Annotated in this window: 17 protein-coding genes and 2 pseudogenes; 11 read left to right on the top strand and 8 right to left on the bottom strand. The window is 70.8% G+C overall.

The features are described 5' to 3' along the window. The 4 genes and pseudogenes from yidD to CRO12_RS02035 form a co-directional block, all read right to left on the bottom strand. Positions 1-213, bottom strand: coding sequence for a membrane protein insertion efficiency factor YidD (gene yidD / locus CRO12_RS02050; protein ID WP_097062351.1), 213 nt, complete (start codon positions 211-213; stop codon positions 1-3). Between the two features lie 106 nt (positions 214-319). Continuing rightward, a pseudogene (gene rnpA, locus CRO12_RS02045) lies at positions 320-634 on the bottom strand (ribonuclease P protein component); the annotation flags it as partial. Positions 635-660: 26 nt separating this feature from the next. Next, positions 661-795: a 50S ribosomal protein L34 gene (gene rpmH, locus CRO12_RS02040; protein WP_055760664.1), complete on the bottom strand. Its 135-nt coding sequence runs from the start codon at positions 793-795 to the stop codon at positions 661-663. 87 nt (positions 796-882) lie between these two features. Then, positions 883-1,161: a hypothetical protein gene (locus CRO12_RS02035; protein WP_245858114.1), complete on the bottom strand. Its 279-nt coding sequence runs from the start codon at positions 1,159-1,161 to the stop codon at positions 883-885. Between the two features lie 96 nt (positions 1,162-1,257). Here CRO12_RS02035 and CRO12_RS02030 point away from each other — a divergent pair. Then, a pseudogene (locus CRO12_RS02030) lies at positions 1,258-1,911 on the top strand (magnesium chelatase domain-containing protein); the annotation flags it as partial. A 284-nt stretch (positions 1,912-2,195) separates the two neighbouring features. On the opposite strand, the gene CRO12_RS02025 reads toward CRO12_RS02030, so the two are convergent. The 4 genes from CRO12_RS02025 to CRO12_RS02010 form a co-directional block, all read right to left on the bottom strand. Beyond that, positions 2,196-4,610 carry a TonB-dependent receptor gene (locus tag CRO12_RS02025; protein ID WP_097062350.1) on the bottom strand — a complete coding sequence of 805 codons (2,415 nt, stop codon included), beginning with the start codon at positions 4,608-4,610 and terminating at the stop codon, positions 2,196-2,198. Next, positions 4,594-5,550 (bottom strand): FecR family protein, encoded by a 957-nt coding sequence (locus CRO12_RS02020; protein ID WP_097062349.1) that lies wholly within the window; start codon positions 5,548-5,550, stop codon positions 4,594-4,596. The genes CRO12_RS02025 and CRO12_RS02020 overlap by 17 nt, the downstream gene beginning before the upstream one ends. Positions 5,551-5,588: 38 nt before the next feature. Then, a complete protein-coding gene (locus CRO12_RS02015) occupies positions 5,589-6,086 on the bottom strand; it encodes a sigma-70 family RNA polymerase sigma factor (RefSeq protein WP_425442976.1) in 498 nt (165 codons plus the stop codon). An 89-nt stretch (positions 6,087-6,175) separates the two neighbouring features. After that, positions 6,176-6,739, bottom strand: coding sequence for a M23 family metallopeptidase (locus CRO12_RS02010; RefSeq protein ID WP_097062348.1), 564 nt, complete (start codon positions 6,737-6,739; stop codon positions 6,176-6,178). 143 nt (positions 6,740-6,882) lie between these two features. On the opposite strand from CRO12_RS02010, the gene CRO12_RS02005 reads away from it, so the two are divergent. The 10 genes from CRO12_RS02005 to CRO12_RS01960 are packed head-to-tail and all read left to right on the top strand — an operon-like array spanning position 6,883 to position 18,462. After that, a complete protein-coding gene (locus CRO12_RS02005) occupies positions 6,883-7,689 on the top strand; it encodes an aldolase/citrate lyase family protein (RefSeq protein WP_245858112.1) in 807 nt (268 codons plus the stop codon). A 5-nt stretch (positions 7,690-7,694) separates the two neighbouring features. Further along, positions 7,695-8,510 (top strand): inositol monophosphatase family protein, encoded by an 816-nt coding sequence (locus tag CRO12_RS02000; protein WP_097062347.1) that lies wholly within the window; start codon positions 7,695-7,697, stop codon positions 8,508-8,510. Beyond that, positions 8,507-10,369: an SLBB domain-containing protein gene (locus CRO12_RS01995; protein ID WP_097062346.1), complete on the top strand. Its 1,863-nt coding sequence runs from the start codon at positions 8,507-8,509 to the stop codon at positions 10,367-10,369. Before CRO12_RS02000 ends, CRO12_RS01995 begins: the two co-directional genes overlap by 4 nt. Beyond that, the gene (locus CRO12_RS01990) at positions 10,369-11,463 is read left to right on the top strand and encodes a capsule biosynthesis protein (protein ID WP_097062345.1); all 1,095 of its coding nucleotides are present in this window, start codon (positions 10,369-10,371) and stop codon (positions 11,461-11,463) included. Before CRO12_RS01995 ends, CRO12_RS01990 begins: the two co-directional genes overlap by 1 nt. Continuing rightward, the gene (locus CRO12_RS01985) at positions 11,460-12,383 is read left to right on the top strand and encodes a glycosyltransferase family 2 protein (RefSeq protein WP_097062344.1); all 924 of its coding nucleotides are present in this window, start codon (positions 11,460-11,462) and stop codon (positions 12,381-12,383) included. The genes CRO12_RS01990 and CRO12_RS01985 overlap by 4 nt, the downstream gene beginning before the upstream one ends. Next, positions 12,380-13,666 (top strand): hypothetical protein, encoded by a 1,287-nt coding sequence (locus CRO12_RS01980; RefSeq protein ID WP_097062343.1) that lies wholly within the window; start codon positions 12,380-12,382, stop codon positions 13,664-13,666. Before CRO12_RS01985 ends, CRO12_RS01980 begins: the two co-directional genes overlap by 4 nt. Then, positions 13,663-14,673, top strand: a complete 1,011-nt coding sequence (locus CRO12_RS01975; RefSeq protein WP_097062342.1) for an NAD-dependent epimerase/dehydratase family protein — start codon at positions 13,663-13,665, stop codon at positions 14,671-14,673. Before CRO12_RS01980 ends, CRO12_RS01975 begins: the two co-directional genes overlap by 4 nt. After that, positions 14,670-16,490, top strand: a complete 1,821-nt coding sequence (locus CRO12_RS01970; RefSeq protein WP_097063278.1) for a thiamine pyrophosphate-binding protein — start codon at positions 14,670-14,672, stop codon at positions 16,488-16,490. Before CRO12_RS01975 ends, CRO12_RS01970 begins: the two co-directional genes overlap by 4 nt. Next, entirely contained in the window at positions 16,487-16,888 is a 402-nt protein-coding gene (locus tag CRO12_RS01965; RefSeq protein WP_097062341.1) for a GtrA family protein, read from the top strand. The genes CRO12_RS01970 and CRO12_RS01965 overlap by 4 nt, the downstream gene beginning before the upstream one ends. Beyond that, positions 16,885-18,462, top strand: coding sequence for an ArnT family glycosyltransferase (locus CRO12_RS01960; protein WP_097062340.1), 1,578 nt, complete (start codon positions 16,885-16,887; stop codon positions 18,460-18,462). Before CRO12_RS01965 ends, CRO12_RS01960 begins: the two co-directional genes overlap by 4 nt. The last annotated feature ends 248 nt before the right edge of the window (positions 18,463-18,710 follow it).

Genomic DNA, 18,710 nt, shown 5'->3' with positions numbered 1-18,710 from the left:
TCAGGGCACCGGATCATGGCCGTGCCCGCCCCAGGGATGACAGCGCGCGATCCGCTTCGCGGCAAGCCACCCGCCCCGTGCGGCGCCATAGCGGCGGATCGCCTCGATTGCATAGGCAGAACAGGACGGCGAATAGCGGCACGAGGGCGGGAGCAGCAGCGACGGCCCGAGCTGCCAGCCGCGCGCGAGCAGGATGAGCAGGCGGGCAGTCATCGCTAAGCGCCAACCCAACTAACAACCATTCGTGTCGAGTAGCGACCGAGTAGCCGCTGACGCGCTACTCGACGGCTACTCGAAACGAACGGGTGGGTGGTAAGGCTCACCGCCGCACCTTCGCCAGCGCCTTGACCAGATCGGTCTGGAGCGCCTGCCAGTCCGGCTCCGCCGTGCCGCCGCGCCCGATCAGGACATAGTCGGTCCCCGCCCTGGCGTGCTCCGGCAGCACGGCGCGGGCGAGTTCGCGGAAGCGGCGCTTCATGCGGTTGCGCACGACCGCGCGGTTGCTGACCTTCTTGGAGACGATGATGCCGATCCGCACCGTCGCGTCGTCGTCGCCGCGCGGGCGCGCCAAAAGAACGAAGCCGGGCATCGCTGCCCGGCGTCCGCCGTTTACCAGGAGGTAGTCGGCGCGGCGGGTGAGCCGCGCGAGCGCGTGGGCGCTTACGCCGACAGCTTCTTGCGACCGCGCGCGCGGCGGGCGCGGATCACGTTGCGGCCGCCCGGCGTCGCCATGCGCGAGCGGAAGCCGTGACGGCGGGCGCGCACCAGGTTGCTCGGCTGAAAGGTCCGCTTCATCGTTCATTCCCGCAAATACAGATGCCAAAAGGCCGCCCAGGCGGACGGCCGAACAGCCGTGCCCCATAGGCAGGTGGCGGGGGCAAGTCAACGCACCGCGTCGCGTTCGCGCCGTCGCCGGGCGCTCGGCCGACGCAGCCCGCGGTCGGCCAGCGCACCTGCGCGCGGGTAGCGGCGCTTGCCCCGCGCGAACTGACGCTTCGCCCACAGCGAGTTCTGGAGCACCAGGCCGAGCCCGGCCGCGAAGGAGAAGATGCCAAACGGGCCGGGCAGCAGCGCGACGACCGGGGTCAGCAGGATCAGGACGACGCCGCCGATCAGGAACGCGCCGCGGAGGGCGGGGTGGCGGGCGGCCGGTCGACTCACCCGCGTTCATGTGGTCGCGCCGTGTTGCACCTGCAAGACACTTCCGTACGCGCCATGTTCCGCTATGAGGTCAATCGGGGCAGGGGGAGCAGGCGCTTGGTCGCGATCGTCTCGACAGTGGCGTATCTGGGGCTGGAGGCGCGCAGCGTCGAGGTGCAGTGCACGCTGGTGGCGGGGCTGCCGGCGTTTGTGGTCGTCGGCCTGCCCGACAAGGCAGTGGCGGAAAGCCGCGAGCGGGTGCGCGGCGCGATCGCCGCCATGGGGCTGGCGCTGCCGCCCAAGCGGATCACGATCAACCTGTCGCCGGCCGACCTGCCCAAGGAAGGATCGCACTTTGACCTGCCGATTGCGCTCGCGCTGCTGGCCGCGATGGGCGTCGTGGATGCCGAGGCGCTCGCCGACTATGTCGTGGTGGGGGAGCTCGGGCTCGACGCGCGGATCGCCGCGTCGCCGGGCGTGCTCCTCGCCGCGCTGCACGCGAGCGGCGAGGAAAAGGGGCTGATCTGCCCCGCGGTGCAAGGGTCGGAAGCGGCGTGGGCGGGATCGATCGAGGTGCTCGCCGCCGCCGACCTGATCGGCCTGATCAATCACCTGAAGGGTACGCAGTTGCTCGGCGCACCGGTGCCGGGCGAGGCGGTGGCGGCGGGGTTCGGCCCGGACCTTGCGCAGGTGAAGGGCCAGGAGACCGCCCGGCGCGCGCTGGAGATCGCGGCGGCGGGCGGGCACAACCTGCTGCGGTCCTGGTCGCCGCTAAATGGAACGCACCGAGAACGACTTGACGACTTCGGCTTTCGGTGTCTTGAGCACTGTGGCGGGAGGGCATCGCGCCTGTTTAAGCAACAACTCACTTCCGCTTTGGGTAAAAGGCTGCCCGTCCGCTTTCGGGCAAAAGACGGGTTATCGGCCGACCGTACATCCTGTCCAAACGGCAGCTTGCCTATTGCAGAAAGTGTCGTCCAGTCTGTGCTCATGACCTTGCCGAAAAGGTCAGCGCGCTAGAGTCGCCGTAAGCAACAGCGGTCCATGTTTGATCTTCAGAACACCCAGTCGACTCCGACTCGCACGCTGCGCGGCTGGAGCGGGGTGATGTGCTGCTCGTCGCGGATAAGGAACGGCGAGCCGAGCGCGAAGCGGTTGCCACGCGAATCGAGCAGGTTGGTCGCCGTCAGGCTCACTCCGCGCCGCCCGTCGCCGACCCGCAGCTCCAGCCCGGTATCGAGATAGTCGCCCTGCAACCGACCGAGGATCGAGCCCACACCAAGCGACGATTGGCCGATGTAACGGCCGTACCCGGTCAGGTCGAAGGATAGTCGGTCGGAGAGGCCGCCCGAGTAGGTGAAGCCGAGCCGCCCGCTTCGGTCGGCGACGTTGGGCAGGCGCGATGCGTCGATCGCGCCGGTGCTGACCGGCAGGATGGTGAAGGCCGTGCGCGTCACCCGGCTGTCGTTAATGTAGAGCGCGGCGTCGATCTCCAGCCCCGGCACCGGACGCCAGCGCCCCGATCCACCAACCGACCAGATCTGGCCGTCGCCGATGTTGGCGGTGGTGGGAAAGCCGAAGCCATCAACGATGTCGGCCTGGATGTCGCGCCAGCGCGTGTAGGACAGGTTCAGCGCCAGATCGAAGCCGTTGCCGCCGATCCGCGCCCCCGCCTCCGCCGTCGACACCCGGTCGCCGTCGAAGCGCTGGATATAATCCTGACGTACCGCGATGCCGCCGGGGCGGAACCCCTGCTGGTAGCGGGCGAACAGCGTGACGCTGTCGTTCGGCCGCCAGGAGAGCGCGGCTGAGGGCAGGAAGCGCGTCTCCTCGCGGCGGTTGGAGGCGTTCGGATCGACCCGCAGCGCCACGGTGCGCAGCACGTCGCGCGACTCGCCGCCGAGCTCGGTGCGGGTGAGCCGGCCGCCGAGCGTCAGCGTGGTGCGGGCGAGCGGCACGATCGCATACTCACCGTAGAGCGTCTGCTCTTCCACCCGGTTGCGGACGCCGGTCAGCGGCGAGCGCATGCCCGGATCGCGCATCTGGCGCGCAACCCGGGAGGTATTGCCGAGGGTGCTTGCCGCCAGCAGCCAACCGCCGCCGTCGTCGCCGCGCCGCGACAGCCGCGTCTCCGCGGTGACCATCTCGATCCGGTTGTCCTGGGTGAACGCCGCCCGCGGCGCGTCGGCGCGTGGCGCCACGCCGGGGCTGAAGACGTCGAACAGCTCCGGCCCCTCGAACTGCTCGAACACGCGCTGGTTGGCGTAGCCGATCGACGACGACCACTCGAGCGCGCCCCAGCTCTTGCGGACGACCAGGTCGGCCAGCCAGTAATCATTGCGGTACGGCTGAGCGATGCTGCTGTCGCGCGACAGGCCATCCTCGACCCGGTCGGCGTACTGGCTGTCGTCGCCGCGGATGCGCTGACCGAGCCCGGTCAGGTCGACCGTCCAGCCGTTGCCCGGTGCAAGCCTGAGCGTCGCGCGTCCACCGGCGGTCACCACCCGATTGACGTCGTCGAGCCCCCGGCCGCGATCGTCGATATAGCCGCTATCGACTCCGCCGAAGCCGAGTACGCGCAAGCCGAGCATGTCGGAAACGAGCGGCAGGTTCAGCACCGCACCGCCGTCTACGCCCACGTCGCCGTGCTGCACCGCCTGTGCGCCCGCCCAGACGTGCCCGCCCGCAACGCCGAGATCGGGCGCGTTCGGAACCACGCGCACCAACCCGCCGAGCGAGCCCGCACCGTAGAGCGTGCCCTGCGGCCCCTCCAGCACCTCCACGCTCTTCACGTCGTAGAGGCGCAGGCTGGGATCGGGAGCACTGTAGGTGATGCGGCTGTTGCCCCAATACTGCCCGACGGTCGCCTGGGTCGGGCCGACAAAACTGGAATCGGCGATGCCGCGGATGAACAGCTTGTTGCGGCCGGGCCCCAGGTGGGTCGAGGTGACGCTGGCGGCGCGCGACTCGATCAGGTTGGTGCCGCGCGCCGCCTCCGCCAGCGAGAGCCGATCGCCCTCGATCACCTGCGCGCCGCCTGCGTAGAGATCGAGCGGCACGCCACGTTTCGAGGCGGTGACGACGATATCCGCGGCGACGGGCTCATCCTCCGGCAACGGAGCCGGACGGGGGCGCGCCGTCGGCGTCGCGGCGACGCGAGCACGCGTCGGCGCACGCTCGATCACGAAGGAGGAGGGAGCGACCCGGCGCGCGCGCATGGCAGTCCCGCTCAGCAGCCGGTCGAGTGCGGCGAGCGGCGTCAGCGTGCCGCGGACGGCGCGCACGGGGACGAGGGTCAGTCGCGCGTCCCGAAAGCCGATGGAGACCCGACCCTGCCGCCCGAGCACGCGGATCGCCTCGCCCGCGGATCCCGCCGGCACGTCGATCGCGACCGCGCGGTCGCGCGCCTGCGCCGGCACGGCAGCCACAATCGTTGCGAGGACGAGCGGGAGGCTAGCGGTGGCGCGCATCGCGTGATGTCATCGTCCATCCGTCACCCGCGCGGCGCAGCTGCACGTCGAGCACCGGCGCGATCTGCGGCATGACCGTTTCTGCGCCGCCCTCCAGTGACAGCGTGCCGGAGAAGCGCCGGTCGGCAAGCGCGCTGTCCACCGCTACCGGTACGCCGAGGCTGCGGGTCAGGTCGGTTGCGACGCTCGGCAGGGGCGCGTCGGTGTACTGAAGGTAGCCGGTCTGCCATCCGCCGACCGTCTCGCGATCAACCGGGCGCTTGACTGGGGAAGCGTCGGTTGCGGCGCGGGTCAGCATCTCGCCCGCGTCCAGCCGCACCTCCCGCGCCTGGTCGACGCCGCGGTAGACCACGGCTCCCTCCGACACACCGACGTCGAGCGCGCCGCCGTTCACCTCCACGTTGAAGATCGTGCCGACATCGACCAGCCGGGTGCCGTCGGCCGTGGTGACGACGAACGGATCGGTGGCGTCGTGGCGGACCTGGAACAGCGCCTCGCCATTCGCCATCGCCACAACGCGCGGGCGATCGGGATCGAGCGACAGGCGGGTGCCGCCGTTCAGCACGATCCGCGATCCATCCGCTAGCGCTACCGTGCGCCGCTCGCCGGGCTTGGTTTCGTACGTCTGCAGCTCGGCCCCGTGATCAAGCGTCAGCCAGCCGCCCACGCCGGCGAGCAATGCCACGCTTGCCGCGATCGCCGGCAGCCGCCAGCGCGGCGCGCGTTCGGGGGCGGTCGCGACCGGTTGGGCCGGCGTCACGTCGAACAGCGCGTCAGCGGCTTCCTGTTCGTCGAGCGCTGCCTCATAGGCTGCGTTGTTCGCGAGATCGGCCTCCAGCCACGCGGTGAAGCCGTCCCAGTCGGCGAACGCGGGATCGCGCACGCGCAGTGCCCAGCGCGCGGCCTCGTCTGCCGGCAGGTCGTCAGGTCGCGCTGTCATGGTCCGTTCCCTGTTGAGACGGCGCCCCTCCGTCGGTTCTATTCCTCATCGAATTTCCGCCGCAGCTCGGCGAGCGCGCGGTAGGCGCGCTGCAGGTCCTTCTCGACCGAGCTCAGGCTGACGCCGAGCTCCCGCGCGATCGCCGCCTGGCCGATCCCGTCCAGCCGGTAGCGCTGGAATACGTGCGCGACCCGTCCGCCCTGCGCGGCGAGCACGTCCTGCGCCTCGCGCAGCCGCTCGCGCGCGATCAGCAGGCGCTCTCCATCCGCCTCCTGATGCGTGCCGACGTGCGCATCCTGCCAGTCGGTCTGTCGCCGCTCACGGCTGAGCGTGCTGCGGCGGCGATCGCGTAGCAGGTTCTCCGCCGCGCGGAACAGATAGGCGACCGGATCGGCGACCGGCGCCTGCGGCGCTTCCGCGACCCGGCTCCACAGGTCCTGCAGCACGTCCTCCGCCTGGTCGCCCGCGCCACGCGCGGCGAGGAAGCGCAGCAGGCGCGCGCGCTCGGCGACGAGCACGCCGGCCAGTCCGCTCAAGACCCGTTCCTCCTGCATCGCGCGCGGCAAAGCACCGCGGGGCCGCGTTGCCAAGCACCCGATCGGGTCGAGGCGAGGCGCCAGCGCGATCATGGGCGAGCCCGTGCGACGTCGATCCCGCTTGGCAACCCGGCGTTCGCTTCCGCCGCGTCGCGCAGCGCGGCAAATTGCGAGCGATGCGGCTGCTCAAGCATGTCGGGCGCGCGCCGACGGGCAAAGGTCATGGTGCTGCCGGCTTGGAAATAGGGTGTGGGGTCGACGGCGGCGCCGGCCAGCCGGTATTCGAAGTGAAGGTGGTTGCCGGTCGAGCGCCCGGTGGAGCCGATCCGCGCGATCACCTGGCCCTGCGCGACGCTGTCACCCGGCCGTACCTCGATCGCCGACAGGTGCGCATAGCGGGTCGCGCTGCCATCGGGATGCGCGAGCTCGACGAGGTTGCCGTAGCCGCCCCGCCGCCCGGCGAAGCGCACCACGCCCGGTGCTGCCGCCAGCACCGGCGCGCCGGCCCGGCCCGGCAGGTCGAGGCCCTGGTGCACCGCGCGCCGCCCGTGAAAGGGATCGGAGCGCGCGCCAAAGCCCGACGACACGCGCGGCGCCTCGTTCGCTGGCACGGCGGTCGGCAGCACGAGCAGCAGGGCGACGGCGATCCGCATGCTCCACAAACGGAGTCGGGCGCCCGAACCCGGAACACGGCTCGTCGCACACCGCGATTTTATTCGCGGAACTTTTTGCGGGATGGCTGCGATGGCCGCGTCTTGCTCCCGAAACACCCACGCTAACCATTCGGGAGCCCCTCATGAACCCCACCGAGAGCGCGATGCTCGACATGCTCAAGAAGGGGCGCGACCACTACGGCGTCGTCGCCGTCAAGGCCGAGTTCGAGGCGGAGGGCACGCGCCCGGACGAGCTGCTGCGCCTGCTCGACCTCGCCCGCCGCGCCGACCTGAAGGTCGCGCTGAAGATCGGCGGGTGCGAGGCGGTGAGCGACCTCAGCGCCTCGCGCCTGTACGGCATCGACTACATCATCGCGCCAATGGTGGAGACACCCTACGCCCTCTCCAAGTTCGCCGACATGCGCGACAAGGTGTACGGCAAGGGGGCGACCGCCACCGACTTCCTGTTCAACCTGGAGACGGAGAGCGCGCTGGCGCAGCTCGACGCCATGCTGCCGCTCGCGGCGGAGCGGCTCGACGGGATCGTGTTCGGCCGGGTCGACTTCACGCTGTCGAAGGGCCTGCCGCGCGGTGCGATCAACGACCGCGCGATCACCGATGCGGTGCTCGTCACCGCCGAGGCTGCGCGACGCCATGACCTGGACCTGGTGGTCGGCGGATCGGTCGCGGTCGAGGCGGCGGGTGCGCTTCGCGAGGTCCGCCAGGTGCGGCTCGACCGGTTCGAGACCCGCAAGGTCATCTTCGACGGTGCCGCCGCGGAGAGCGCGTCGTTCGAGGACGGCATTGCCCACGCGGTCGCGTTCGAGCTCGCCTGGCTGGAGAACAAGCGCGACTATTACCGCGCGCTCGCCGAGGAGGACGCCGCCCGCATCGCGATGATGCGCGAGCGTCGCGCCCGCACCGACGCGCGCGAGCTGCAGGCGGCCTGAACACCATGAGTCTCGCCGATCAGGTCGCCGCGCTGATGCGGACGGTGGCGGAGCAGGTGATCCTGCCGCGCCACCGTGCGCTCGCGGCCGGCGACGTCACCGAGAAGAGCCCGGGCGAGCTGGTCACGATCGCCGACCGCGAGGCGGAGGACGCCTTGCGCGACGGCCTCGACGCGCTCGGCACCGGCGCGCGGGTGATCGGCGAGGAAGCGGTCGCGGCTGACCTGGCGCTGCTCGAGGGCGTCGGCCGCGGCCTGGTCTGGCTGGTCGATCCGCTCGACGGCACCGCCAATTTCGCGAGCGGCGCTGGCGCGTTCGGGATCATGGTCGCGCTGATCGCCGACGGCGATCCGATCGCGTCGTGGATGCTCGATCCGGTGAGCGGCCGGCTGTGCCACGCCGAGCGCAACCTCGGCGCCTGGATCGACGGCCGGCCGGCGTTCGCGCGCGGCAGCGGGCGGCTGCGGCCGGTCGCCTCGCTCGCCACGCAGTTCATGGCCGCGGACCAGCGCGCGGCCATGCACCGCGCGGCCGAGACCCGATTCACGCTGGAGCCGATCCCGCGCTGCGCGGCGGAGAGCTATCCGCGGCTCGTCACCGGCCGCAACGACGTGGCGCTGTTCCAGCGCATCCTGCCGTGGGATCACGCCCCGGGCGTCCTGTTCCTGATGGAGGCCGGCGGCCATGCCGCGCACTGGGACGGCAGCCGCTACCGCGTCGGCTCGGGCCGGGCGGGCCTGCTGGTCGCGGCCGGTGAGCGGCACTGGCATCACGCCCGTGAGGTTCTGTTCGACGCCCGCGAGAGTGCGCTTGCCGCATGATCGTCCGCGCGCGTTTCCTGCTTGCGAGCGCCACGCTCGCCCTTCTTGCCGCGCCGCTTCCGGCGCAGCTCACGTCCCCCGTCGCCCAGACGGGTGGGGCGGGCACGGCTGCGGGCCAAGGCCCCGGTACCGCGTCCGGAATCGCCGTGCCCCCCACGGCGCCCGCCCCCTTCTTCCCTGCCCGGATCGAACAGGCGTCGCCTGATCCCGATCCGGCAGCGCCTCCGGCCACGCCCCGGCCGGAGGCCCCCCCGCCTCCGCCGAGCGAGTTCGAGTCGCATGTCGCCGCCGTCGCCGGGAAGCCGCTCCGCCGCTTCGGCGCCGAGCTGCTGGTGCCCGAAGCGCGCGACTTCACCACGCCGGCGACCACCGCGATCCCACCCGACTATCTGCTCAGCCCCGGCGACCGGCTGCGCGTCAATCTGTCGGGATCGGTGCAGGCATCGAACCTCTCGCTGGCGATCGACAGCGAGGGACGCATCTTCATCCCCAGGGTCGGCGCGGTGATGGTCGGCGGCGTGCGCTACGGCGACGTGCGCGACGTGATCGCCCGCGCGGTATCGCGCCAGTTCCGCGGCTTTGACCTGGAGGTCGCGATCGCGCGGCTGAACGGCCTGACCATCTACGTCACCGGCTTCGCGCGGCGGCCGGGCGCGTACACCGTCGGCAGCGTGTCGACGCTGGTCAACGCCGTGCTGGCGGCGGGCGGCCCGACCGAGGGCGGCAGCTTCCGCTCCATCCAGCTGAAGCGCGGCGGCCGGATCGTGTCCGACTTCGACCTGTACGATCTGCTGCTGCGCGGTGACACCAGCGGCAACGCGGCGCTGCGGAACGGCGACGTCATCCACGTCAACCCGGCCGGCGCGCAGGTGGCGGTGATCGGCAGCGTCAATCGCGAGGCGATCTTCGAGGTCGGCCCGGGCGAGACGATCACCGACGCGGTCGGCTACGCCGGCGGGGTCAGCACGGTCGCCGACGCGTCGCGGCTGCTGGTGCTCGACTCGCTCGGCCAAGGCAACGGCGGCTGGCAGCAGCTGAGCGCCGCCGACGCCGCGACCCGCACCGCCCGCCGCGGTGACGTGGTGCGGGTGCTCTCCAACGTCGGCATCGCGCGGCCGCTCGCGCAGCAGCCGGTGCTGGTGACGCTGTCGGGTGAGGTCACGAAGCCCGGACGCTACTATGTCCAGCCCGGCACGCCACTGTCGGCGGTGATCGAGCAGGCCGGCGGGCTGACCCGCGAGGCGTTCCCCTACGCCAGCGTCATCACGCGCGAGAGCGTCAAGGCGCAGCAGCGCGCGAGTTTCGCGCGAGCGGTGGACGACATGGAGCAGCTGCTCCGCACCCAGCCGCTGGTGTCGGTCAATCGTGCGCAGCTGTCCTCCGCCGGCAACCTTCAGCTGATCGATCAGGTCGTCGCGCAGATGCGGACGCGCGAGCCGAGTGGGCGGCTGGTATTCGACCTGCCCGTCACCGCCGCCGCCCTCCCCGCCGATCTGGTGCTGGAGAACGACGACAGCGTCCACGTGCCGACCCGTCCCGTGACGATCGGGGTGTTCGGCGCGGTCGCGAGCCCCGCCTCCTTCGCCTATCGCGCAGGCCAGACCATCGGCGACGCGGTCGGCATGGCGGGCGGAATCCAGTCGCTCGGCGACAAGGGCGAGATCTTCGTCGTCCGGGCGAACGGCACGGTGCTCTCCCGCGGGAAGGCGACGCTCAAGGCGCCGGCGCTGCCGGGCGATCTGGTGTTCGTGCCCGTCGACGCCAACCGCGGCGAGTTCTGGGCGCGGCTGCGCGACATCACCGGCAGCCTGTTCGGCGGCGTGATCGGCGTGGCAACGGTCGCGAACGCGATCAACTGATGGCGCACGCGGTCACCTGGCTGCAGGACGCGCGCTGGCGCCGGCGGACCTATGCCGTGCTCGCCCTGCTGCTCGCGGTCCTGTGCGTCGTACCCCAGCCCTACGAAGCGCGCGCCAAGCTGTCGCCGCAGGAGCCGACCTCGCTCGGGCTCGGCTCGGCGCTGGGCGGGGCCGGCGGGCAGCTCGGCGGCCTCACCGCGCTGCTCGGCGGGTCCAAGCAGCCGATCGACCTGTACCTGGCGGTCGCGCGCGGGCGCGAGGTGACCGACGCGGTGATCGCACGGCTGAAGCTGGTCGAGGCATACGGCTCGGCGCGAAAGGCGCGGATCGCGCTCGGCACCAAGGTCGACATCCACTCGCTCACCGGCGGGATGCTGGAGGTGGAGGCGCGCACCCATGACGCGGCCGAGGCGGAGGCGCTGACCGCCGCCCATGTCGCCGCGATCACCACCCGCCTGAACGCGCTCTCCCGCGACCGCGTCCAGCGCAAGGAGCGGGTGGTGCGCGACCGCTTCCGCGAGGCTGGGACGCGCGCGGTGCAGGCGGAGGCGGCGCTGAATGCCTTTCGCCGCCGCAACCGGCTGGCGGCCCCGGAGGCGCAGCTCGGCGCCGAGCTGTCGCTGCGGGCCGGGCTCCAGGCGCAGCTCCAGGCCAAGCAGGTCGAGCTGCAGACCGCGCGCCAGTTCCAGGGCAGCGAGAACCCGCAGCTGCGCGCGCTCGAATCGGAGGTCGCGTCGCTGCGCGGCCAGATTGCGCGCGCCGGCAATCCGGCGTCCGGCGCCGCGGGGCCGAACGTCGCGGCGCTGTCCGAAGTGTCGGGCGAGTATCTCGACCTCTACCGCGACTACCGCTTCGCCCAGGCGCTGTACGAGGTCTACGCCCGTTCGTCGGAGGAGATCGCCGCCGAGGCACTCGCGGCGGAGAGCGCGTCGGACGCGCAGGTGGTGGAGGCGCCGCGCCTCGACGCCGACCGCAAGTACAACGTGCCCGCGGTCGCGCTGCTCGCGCTGGTGCTGCTGCTCGCCGTCTTCACGGAGCTGTACGCGCCCGCCACGGGCCTGCGCCTGCCGCTGATCGGCGGGGGGCCGCGATGACCCGTCCCGAGCTGTCGATCGTCATCCCCTGCTTCAACGAGATCGAGAATGTCGACGCGATCGTCGCCGCGGTCCAGACGGAGGCGGAGGCCCATACCTACAGCTACGAGATCATCCTGATCGACAACGGATCGACCGACGGCTCCCGCGACGCGATCCGGCGGATCTGCACGGTAAACCCTTATGTCCGCGCGATCCTGAACACCCGCAACTTCGGGCAGATGCGCTCCCCCACCCACGGCATCTACCAGGCGCGGGGCTGCGCGGTGATCGGGATGTGCGCCGATTTCCAGGATCCGCCGGCGGTGATCGGCCAGCTGGTCGCGCTGTGGCGGGGCGGGGCGAAGGTGGTGCTGGCGCAGCGCCGGGCGGAGCAGGGAGCGGGGCCGCTGCTGAAGCTCACCCGCGGCGCCGGCTACCGCGTCCTCGCCGCGATGTCCGATCATCCGCCGCTCCCCAACGTCACCGGCTTCGGGCTCTACGACCGCGAGGTCGTCGACACGCTGAAGCGCTGGAACGAGCCGGAACCATTCTTCCGCGGGATGCTGGTGGAGAGCGGCTATCCGATCGCGCTGGTGCCCGTCGAGCGCCCGGAGCGCGCCCGTGGCGAGAGCAAGAACGGGTTCGCGCCGCTGCTCGGCTTCGCCCTGTCGGGGCTCGCCGCCTCGGGCAAGTCGCTGCTGCGCCTGCCGATCATCCTGTCGCTGTGGGCGTTCGCGATCGCCGGGCTGCTGCTGCTTGCGTCGCTCGTCCTGCTCAGCGCAACCTTGCTCGGGTGGAGCGTCGGCCTGGCGGGGTTTGGCGTGCTGCTCCTGATCCTCGGCCTGATTGGCGATCAGGTGCGCCTCCTTGCGGAGCGGACCCGCGGGATGCCGCTGGTGATCGAGGAAGCGCGCCTCAACTTTCCGCCATCGTCATGAGCGCGCGCGCGCACCCCTCCGCCGAGTGGCTGCCGGCCGCGGCCGTGGTCGCCAGCGCCGCCTACACGCTCTGGTTCCTGCTCGCGCGCGGCTACCTGCCGCAGCCGTTCGTGTTCGACACCAACGACACTTTCATGGACTGGTTCAACACCGCCTATTGGGCGAACCGACCCGGCGCCTATGACGTATGGCGGTCGATCTACCCGCCGCTGTCGTTCGTGTTTCTCGACCTGACGACGCTGCCGGGCTGCTATGTGTCGGGGCCGTTCCACGCGCGCGACTGCGACTGGCTGGCCAAGGCGGTGATCGGCGGCGCCTACGCACTCGACGCGGCGTTGCTGTGGATCGCCTTCTCGCGCAGCGATCCCCGAACCGCGCTGCCCCGAACGCTCGCCTTTGCCCTTGGGCTGCCGATGCTGTTCACCTTGGAGCGCGGCAACCTGATCCTGGTCGGGTTCGCCGCCTTCGTGATCGCCTACGGCCCGATCACCCGATCGCTCGCGTGGCGAAGCGTCGCAAGCGCGGTGACGATCAACTTCAAGCCGTACCTGATCCTGCCCGCGCTCGCCGGCGCGGTGCGGCGCGAGTGGCGGCCGCTGGAGCTCGCCGGAATCGCGACGGTCGCCCTCTACCTGCTGACGCTCGCTTGGGTGGGTGCGGGGTCACCGGGCGAAGTCGTGTCGAACATGGCCAACTGGGTGCAGTTCCTGACCGGGCAGGTGTGGAACGAGGTCAACTATTCGACCAGCTACGCGCCGCTGCTCCAGATGCGCGGCGCCGGCCTGCCGCTGCTCGAGTTCCTGCCCTCGCGCACGGTGGAGGGGATCGAGGCGGTACTGCCGATGGTGATCCGCTCGACCCAGCTGGTCGCGCTCGCCGCGCTCGCGGCCGCGTGGCTCCAGCCACGCGCGCTGCCGCACGCCCGCATCGCCGCGATCCTGCTCGGTGCCTACCTCGTCACCCAGTCGCCGGGCGGCTACACGCAGGCGTTCCTGCTGTTCCTGGTGCTGCTCGAGCCCGCGAAGGGCGGCGCGGCGGTCGCGATCGGGTGCGCCTACCTGCTGTGCCTGGTCGGCGACTGGCCGCTCGCGACGATCCTGAACCTGGAGCTGAAGAGCTGGCTGACCGACCGTCCGGTCACGCCGCAGTTCGGGCTGACGGTCGGGCACTTCGCGCGGCCGGGGCTGATCGTCGCGATCGTGTGGGCGCTCTCGCTCGACGCGATCGTGCGGGTGGCGAAGGCGCACCGCTGGTACCAGCCGGTGCTGGGGTTCGCGGCATGATCCCCGACGAAGACCTGCGGGCGATCGACGCCGCGCTTGCCTCCCACTGGCCGAAACTCGACGGCGCGCGATTGTTCTTCACCGGCGCGACCGGGTTCATCGGGCGCTGGATGCTGGAGGCGCTCGCACGCGCACCGATCGACGTGGACGTGACGGTGCTGACCCGCGATCCCGTCGCCTTTGAGCGGCGCGCGCCGCACCTCGCCTGGCGGTACGAGCTGATCGCCGGCGACGTGCTCGATCTTCCCGCGCTGCCCGGCGGCTACAGCCACGTGATCCACGGCGCGACCGACGCCAGCGCGGCGCTGACCGCCGACGACCCGCGGCGGATGTTCGACACGATCGTGACGGGCACCCGCGCGGTCCTCGAGGTCGCGCACGCGGCGAACGCGCGCTTCCTGCTGATGAGCTCGGGCGCGGTCTACGGCCCGCAACCATGGTCGCAGGAGCGCGTCGGCGAGGACTGGATGGGTGGCCCCGACTCGCGCGATCCCCGTTCGGCCTACGCCGAGGGTAAGCGCGCCGCCGAAGCGCTGACCGCGATCTACCACCACCAGTTCGGGCTATCGACCACGGTCACGCGCATCTTCGCGCTGCTCGGGCCCGGCCTGTCGCTCGACACCCACTTCGCCGCCGGCAACTTCATCCGCGACGCGATTGCGAAGCGCGAGATCGTCGTGAACGGCTCCGGACAGGCGGTACGCTCCTACCTTTACGCCGCCGACCTTGCGGTGTGGATGTGGCGTCTCCTTCTCGATGCGCCGCCCGGCCGCGCGTACAACGTGGGGTCGGAAGAGGGCGTGTCGATCGCCAACCTCGCGCGCCGCACCGCCGCGCTGCTCGGCGCGCCGGACGTGGAGATCCGCGGACGCCCCGATGCCGGCTGGAACCTCGGCCGCTACGTACCTGCAACCGACGCGATCCGCCGCGACCTGGGCGTCGCCGCGTCGGTCGGCCTCGACGACGCGATCCGGCGCACCGCCGCCGCCAATGGATGGACCTCATGACTCTCGTTAAACTCTCCGACTGGGTGGCGGAGGCGCTGGCCGATTACGGCATCGCCGACGTGTTCATGCTGACCGGCGGGGGTGCAATGCACCTCAACCACTCGCTCGGCACGCACCCGCGGCTGAAGACGACCTTCTGCCACCACGAGCAGGCGCTGGCGATGGCGGCGGAGGCGTATGCGCGCTTCACCAATTGCCCCGCGGTGGTCAACGTCACCTCCGGCCCGGGCGGGACCAACGCGATCACCGGCGTCTACGGTGCGTTCGTCGATTCGGTGCCCATGATCGTGATCTCGGGTCAGGTGAAGCGCGAGACGACGGTGCGCGCGAGCGGGTTGCCGCTGCGCCAGCTCGGCGACCAGGAACTCGACATCGAGCCGATCGTCACGCCGATCACCAAGTACGCCGCGATGGTGGCCGATCCGCAGACAATCCGCTACCATCTGGAGAAGGCGCTCTACCTGGCCAGCAGCGGCCGGCCCGGGCCGGTGTGGCTCGATATCCCGCTCGACGTGCAGGCGGCGAAGATCGACCCCGCGACGCTCACCGGTTTCGACCGAGCGGAGCTGAACGAGCCGTGGCGCGCGACGCGACTGGATGCAACGGCGCGCACGATCCTCGATCGCATCGCCGCGGCGGAGCGACCGGTGGTGCTCGCGGGCACGGGCGTGCGGCTGAGCGGCGCGCATGAGGACTTCCTGCGCGTCATCGATCGGCTGGGCGTGCCGGTGGTCACCGCCTGGAACGCGCACGACGCGCTGTGGGATCATCATCCGCTCTACGCCGGGCGGCCCGGCACGGTCGGTGACCGCGGCGGCAATCTGGTGACGCAGAGCGCGGACCTGCTGCTGGTGCTCGGCAGCCGGCTCAACATCCGCCAGGTCAGCTACAATTGGGCGAGCTTCGCGCGCGCCGCGTACAAGATCTGGGTCGATATCGATCCGCTCGAGCTGCAGAAGCCGACCGTTCGCCCCGACCTGCCGGTCGTCGCCGACCTCGCCGACCTGCTCCCGGCGCTGCTCACCGCCGATTATGCCGGGCCGACCACCTCGCATACGGAGTGGCTCGGCTGGGCGCGGGCGCGCGGGCCGGCCTTCCCGGCGGTACTGCCCGAGTACCGCGAGCATGGCCCGCTCTGCCACCCTTATGTCGCGATGGAGGCGCTGTTCGATGCGCTAGACGCTGACGACGTGGTGGTGACCGGCAACGGCACGGCCTGCGTGGTCAGCTTTCAGACCGCCCGGCTGCAGCAGGGGCAGCGGCTGTGGACCAACTCCGGCTCGGCGACGATGGGCTATGACCTGCCGGCCGCGATCGGCGTCTGCGCGGCGACCGGCGGCAAGCGGCGCGCCATCTGTATCGCCGGCGACGGCAGCATCATGATGAACCTGCAGGAAATGCAGACGATCGCGGGCTACAACCTGCCGGTGAAGGTCTTCCTTCTCAACAATTCCGGCTACGTTTCGATCTTCCAGACCCACCGCAACTTCTTCAACGGCGTGGAGGTCGGCGGCGGACCCAAGAGCAACGTCACCTTCCCGAGCTTCGAGAAGGTCGCGGGCGCGTTCGGCTTCCACTACGCGCGTGCCGACGGCCACAACGACCTGCCGGCCGCGATCGCGGAGACGCTGGCAGCACCAGGACCGGCGTTGTGCGAGATCATGATCGACGAGCATGTCGCGTTCGCGCCCAAGCTCGGCGCCAAGGTGCACGCGGACGGCCGCATCACCTCTCCGCCGCTGGAGGACCTGTCCCCGTTCCTGCCGCGCGAGGTGCTCGCCGCCAACATGGCGATCCCGCTGGTGGAGGAGGGGTGACCCGCGCGTCCGCCGCGGGGCGGCCGCTGCGCTTCCTGGTCGCGGGCGCAGTGAACACCGCGTTCGGCCTCGCCATTTATCCGCTGCTGATGTGGAGCGTGCCGGGGCTGGACACGCGCTACCTGCTGGCGCTCGCGCTCGCGCAAGGCATCTCGCTCGTCTTCGCGTTCACGACGCACAAGCTCGGCGTGTTCCGCACCCGCGGCAACGTGCTGCGCGAGTTTGTGGCGTTCGCGAGCTTCTATCTCGCCAACTACGCCGCCAACTGGGTCGCGCTGCCGCTGCTGGTGGAGGTGGCGGGGCTGGCGCCCGTGGTCGCACAGACCGGCTTCACCGTGGTGCTGATCGTCACCAGCTGGTTCTGGCACAGCCGGGTCACCTTCGCGCGCGCCGCATGAGGGCACGGCTACTGCTCGCGGGCGTGCTGCTGCTCGCGCTCGCGCTCAGGCTGTACCAGCTCGATTTCGGCCTGCCGTCGCTCAACGATCCGGACGAGCCGGTGTTCGTGATGACCGCGCTCGACATGCTGCGCGAGGGGCGGCTGAACCCCGGCTGGTTCGGGCACCCGGCGACCCTGCTCTTCTACCTGCTAGCGCTGATCGCCGCCGGCGTCGCCGCGGTCGGCCTGGCGGCGGGCAGCTGGACCGATACAAGCGGTTTCGCTCAGGCGGTATTCGCCGATCCCGGTACCGTCGTGCTGCCGATGCGGGTCTTGAGCGCGCTGCTCGGCACGCTGAGCGTGTGGCTGACCTGGCGGCTCGGGCGGAGCGTCGCGGGGCCGCGAGCCGGGCTGATCGCGGCACTGCTGCTCGCCGTGTGCGCGCTTCACGTCGACTATTCGCAGGTCGTCCGGACCGACATGCTGGCGACGGTGCTGATGACGGGGTCGCTGCTGCACGCGCTGAGCATCGCGCGGGGCGGGAGCGTGCAAGATCACCTGCTCGCGGGCATAGCGGCGGGGCTCGCCTGCGCGACAAAGTGGCCGGCGGTGCTGGTTCTGGTCGCGCCCGCCGCGGCAACGCTGTGGCGACTGCACGACGATCGCAGGGCGTGGCGGTGGCTCCCGGTCGCGCCGCTGCTGGCGGCAGTGACGCTGGTCGTCACGTCACCGTACCTGCTGCTCGACTGGCCGGTGGTGCTGCGCGATCTTGGTGGCGAGGCGCGGCCGGTGCATCTCGGTGCGACCGGCTTCGGGCTGGTCGGCAACCTCGGCTGGTACCTGGGGCATCCGCTGCGCGAGAGCTTCGGCATCGCCGGCCTCGCGCTGCTCACCATCGGCTGCGCGGCTGTCTGGCGGCAGCGCGCCGCTGCAGTGGTGCTGCTGCCGACCGCCGCAGTGCTGCTCCTCGCGCTCGCGGCGCAGGCGCTCGTTTGGGCGCGGTGGATGGTGCCACTCCTGCCGATCGCGGCGGTGCTGGTCGCGCTGGGAATTGAGACGGTCGCGCGCGGTCACCGGATCGCCGTACCCGCCGTCGCGCTGCTGCTCGCCGGAACGATGGGCCGGGAGGCGCTCGCGCACGTCGCCGCGCGCACGGACGATCCCCGGCAGGCGGCGAGCGCGTGGGTGCTTGCCAACCTGCCGCCCGGTCGCACGCTGCTGGTCGAGCACGCCGCCTTTGACCTGCTCCGCTACCAGGGACGCCTGCTGTTCCCGATGGGGAGCGCCGGCTGCATCGACGTGCGGGCGGCGCTGCGCCGCGCGCCGAGCCACGCCAGCGTCAACCAGGCGCGCACCGGCCGCGCCATCGTCGACTTAGGGAATGTCGCTCCAGATCGGCTCTCGACCTGCCATGCCGACTACGCCGTCTTGTCAAATGTCGCCCGCTACCGCGTCGAGGCGAGGAAGTTTACTCAGCAGAATATCGTGTATCAGCGATACCTCACACGCTACGTCCGTGTGGCAGCGTTCACGCGAGGTGAGCTCAACATTGAGGTTTATGAACGATCGTCGGTCGCACGGGCTGAGCGTTGAAATTTCGAAGACGTGACACGGTGCGAGGAGTCGCCGTGAGATCCTTGCCGTTCAGAAAGTTTAGTCAATAAAGGAACTTCGGGTATGAACGTACGACCGAGTTTGGGAAGGAACGGTCGGCTGATAAGCGGCCGACCTGGGGTCGTAAACGACAGCCGCCCTCACGAAGACTTGAGGGTGTAGCCATATCCGACCTGCTGTGATCCTGATCGCCGCTTGATGGAACGCATTAAGAACGAGTTGACGGC

It is taken from the genome of Sphingomonas guangdongensis, assembly GCF_900199185.1.
Taxonomy (GTDB): domain Bacteria; phylum Pseudomonadota; class Alphaproteobacteria; order Sphingomonadales; family Sphingomonadaceae; genus Sphingomonas; species Sphingomonas guangdongensis.
Note: the sequence above shows the minus strand (reverse complement) of the source record. Positions and strands in the feature narration are given on the sequence as shown.

Bases quoted from the DNA above. Each gene is read 5' to 3' on its own strand.
- yidD (WP_097062351.1), bottom strand. From the start codon at position 213: ATGACTGCCCGCCTGCTCATCCTGCTCGCGCGCGGCTGGCAGCTCGGG.
- rpmH (WP_055760664.1), bottom strand. From the start codon at position 795: ATGAAGCGGACCTTTCAGCCGAGCAACCTGGTGCGCGCCCGCCGTCAC.
- CRO12_RS02025 (WP_097062350.1), bottom strand. From the start codon at position 4,610: ATGCGCGCCACCGCTAGCCTCCCGCTCGTCCTCGCAACGATTGTGGCT.
- CRO12_RS02020 (WP_097062349.1), bottom strand. From the start codon at position 5,550: ATGACAGCGCGACCTGACGACCTGCCGGCAGACGAGGCCGCGCGCTGG.
- CRO12_RS02010 (WP_097062348.1), bottom strand. From the start codon at position 6,739: ATGCGGATCGCCGTCGCCCTGCTGCTCGTGCTGCCGACCGCCGTGCCA.
- CRO12_RS02005 (WP_245858112.1), top strand. From the start codon at position 6,883: ATGAACCCCACCGAGAGCGCGATGCTCGACATGCTCAAGAAGGGGCGC.
- CRO12_RS02000 (WP_097062347.1), top strand. From the start codon at position 7,695: ATGAGTCTCGCCGATCAGGTCGCCGCGCTGATGCGGACGGTGGCGGAG.
- CRO12_RS01995 (WP_097062346.1), top strand. From the start codon at position 8,507: ATGATCGTCCGCGCGCGTTTCCTGCTTGCGAGCGCCACGCTCGCCCTT.
- CRO12_RS01990 (WP_097062345.1), top strand. From the start codon at position 10,369: ATGGCGCACGCGGTCACCTGGCTGCAGGACGCGCGCTGGCGCCGGCGG.
- CRO12_RS01985 (WP_097062344.1), top strand. From the start codon at position 11,460: ATGACCCGTCCCGAGCTGTCGATCGTCATCCCCTGCTTCAACGAGATC.
- CRO12_RS01980 (WP_097062343.1), top strand. From the start codon at position 12,380: ATGAGCGCGCGCGCGCACCCCTCCGCCGAGTGGCTGCCGGCCGCGGCC.
- CRO12_RS01975 (WP_097062342.1), top strand. From the start codon at position 13,663: ATGATCCCCGACGAAGACCTGCGGGCGATCGACGCCGCGCTTGCCTCC.
- CRO12_RS01970 (WP_097063278.1), top strand. From the start codon at position 14,670: ATGACTCTCGTTAAACTCTCCGACTGGGTGGCGGAGGCGCTGGCCGAT.
- CRO12_RS01960 (WP_097062340.1), top strand. From the start codon at position 16,885: ATGAGGGCACGGCTACTGCTCGCGGGCGTGCTGCTGCTCGCGCTCGCG.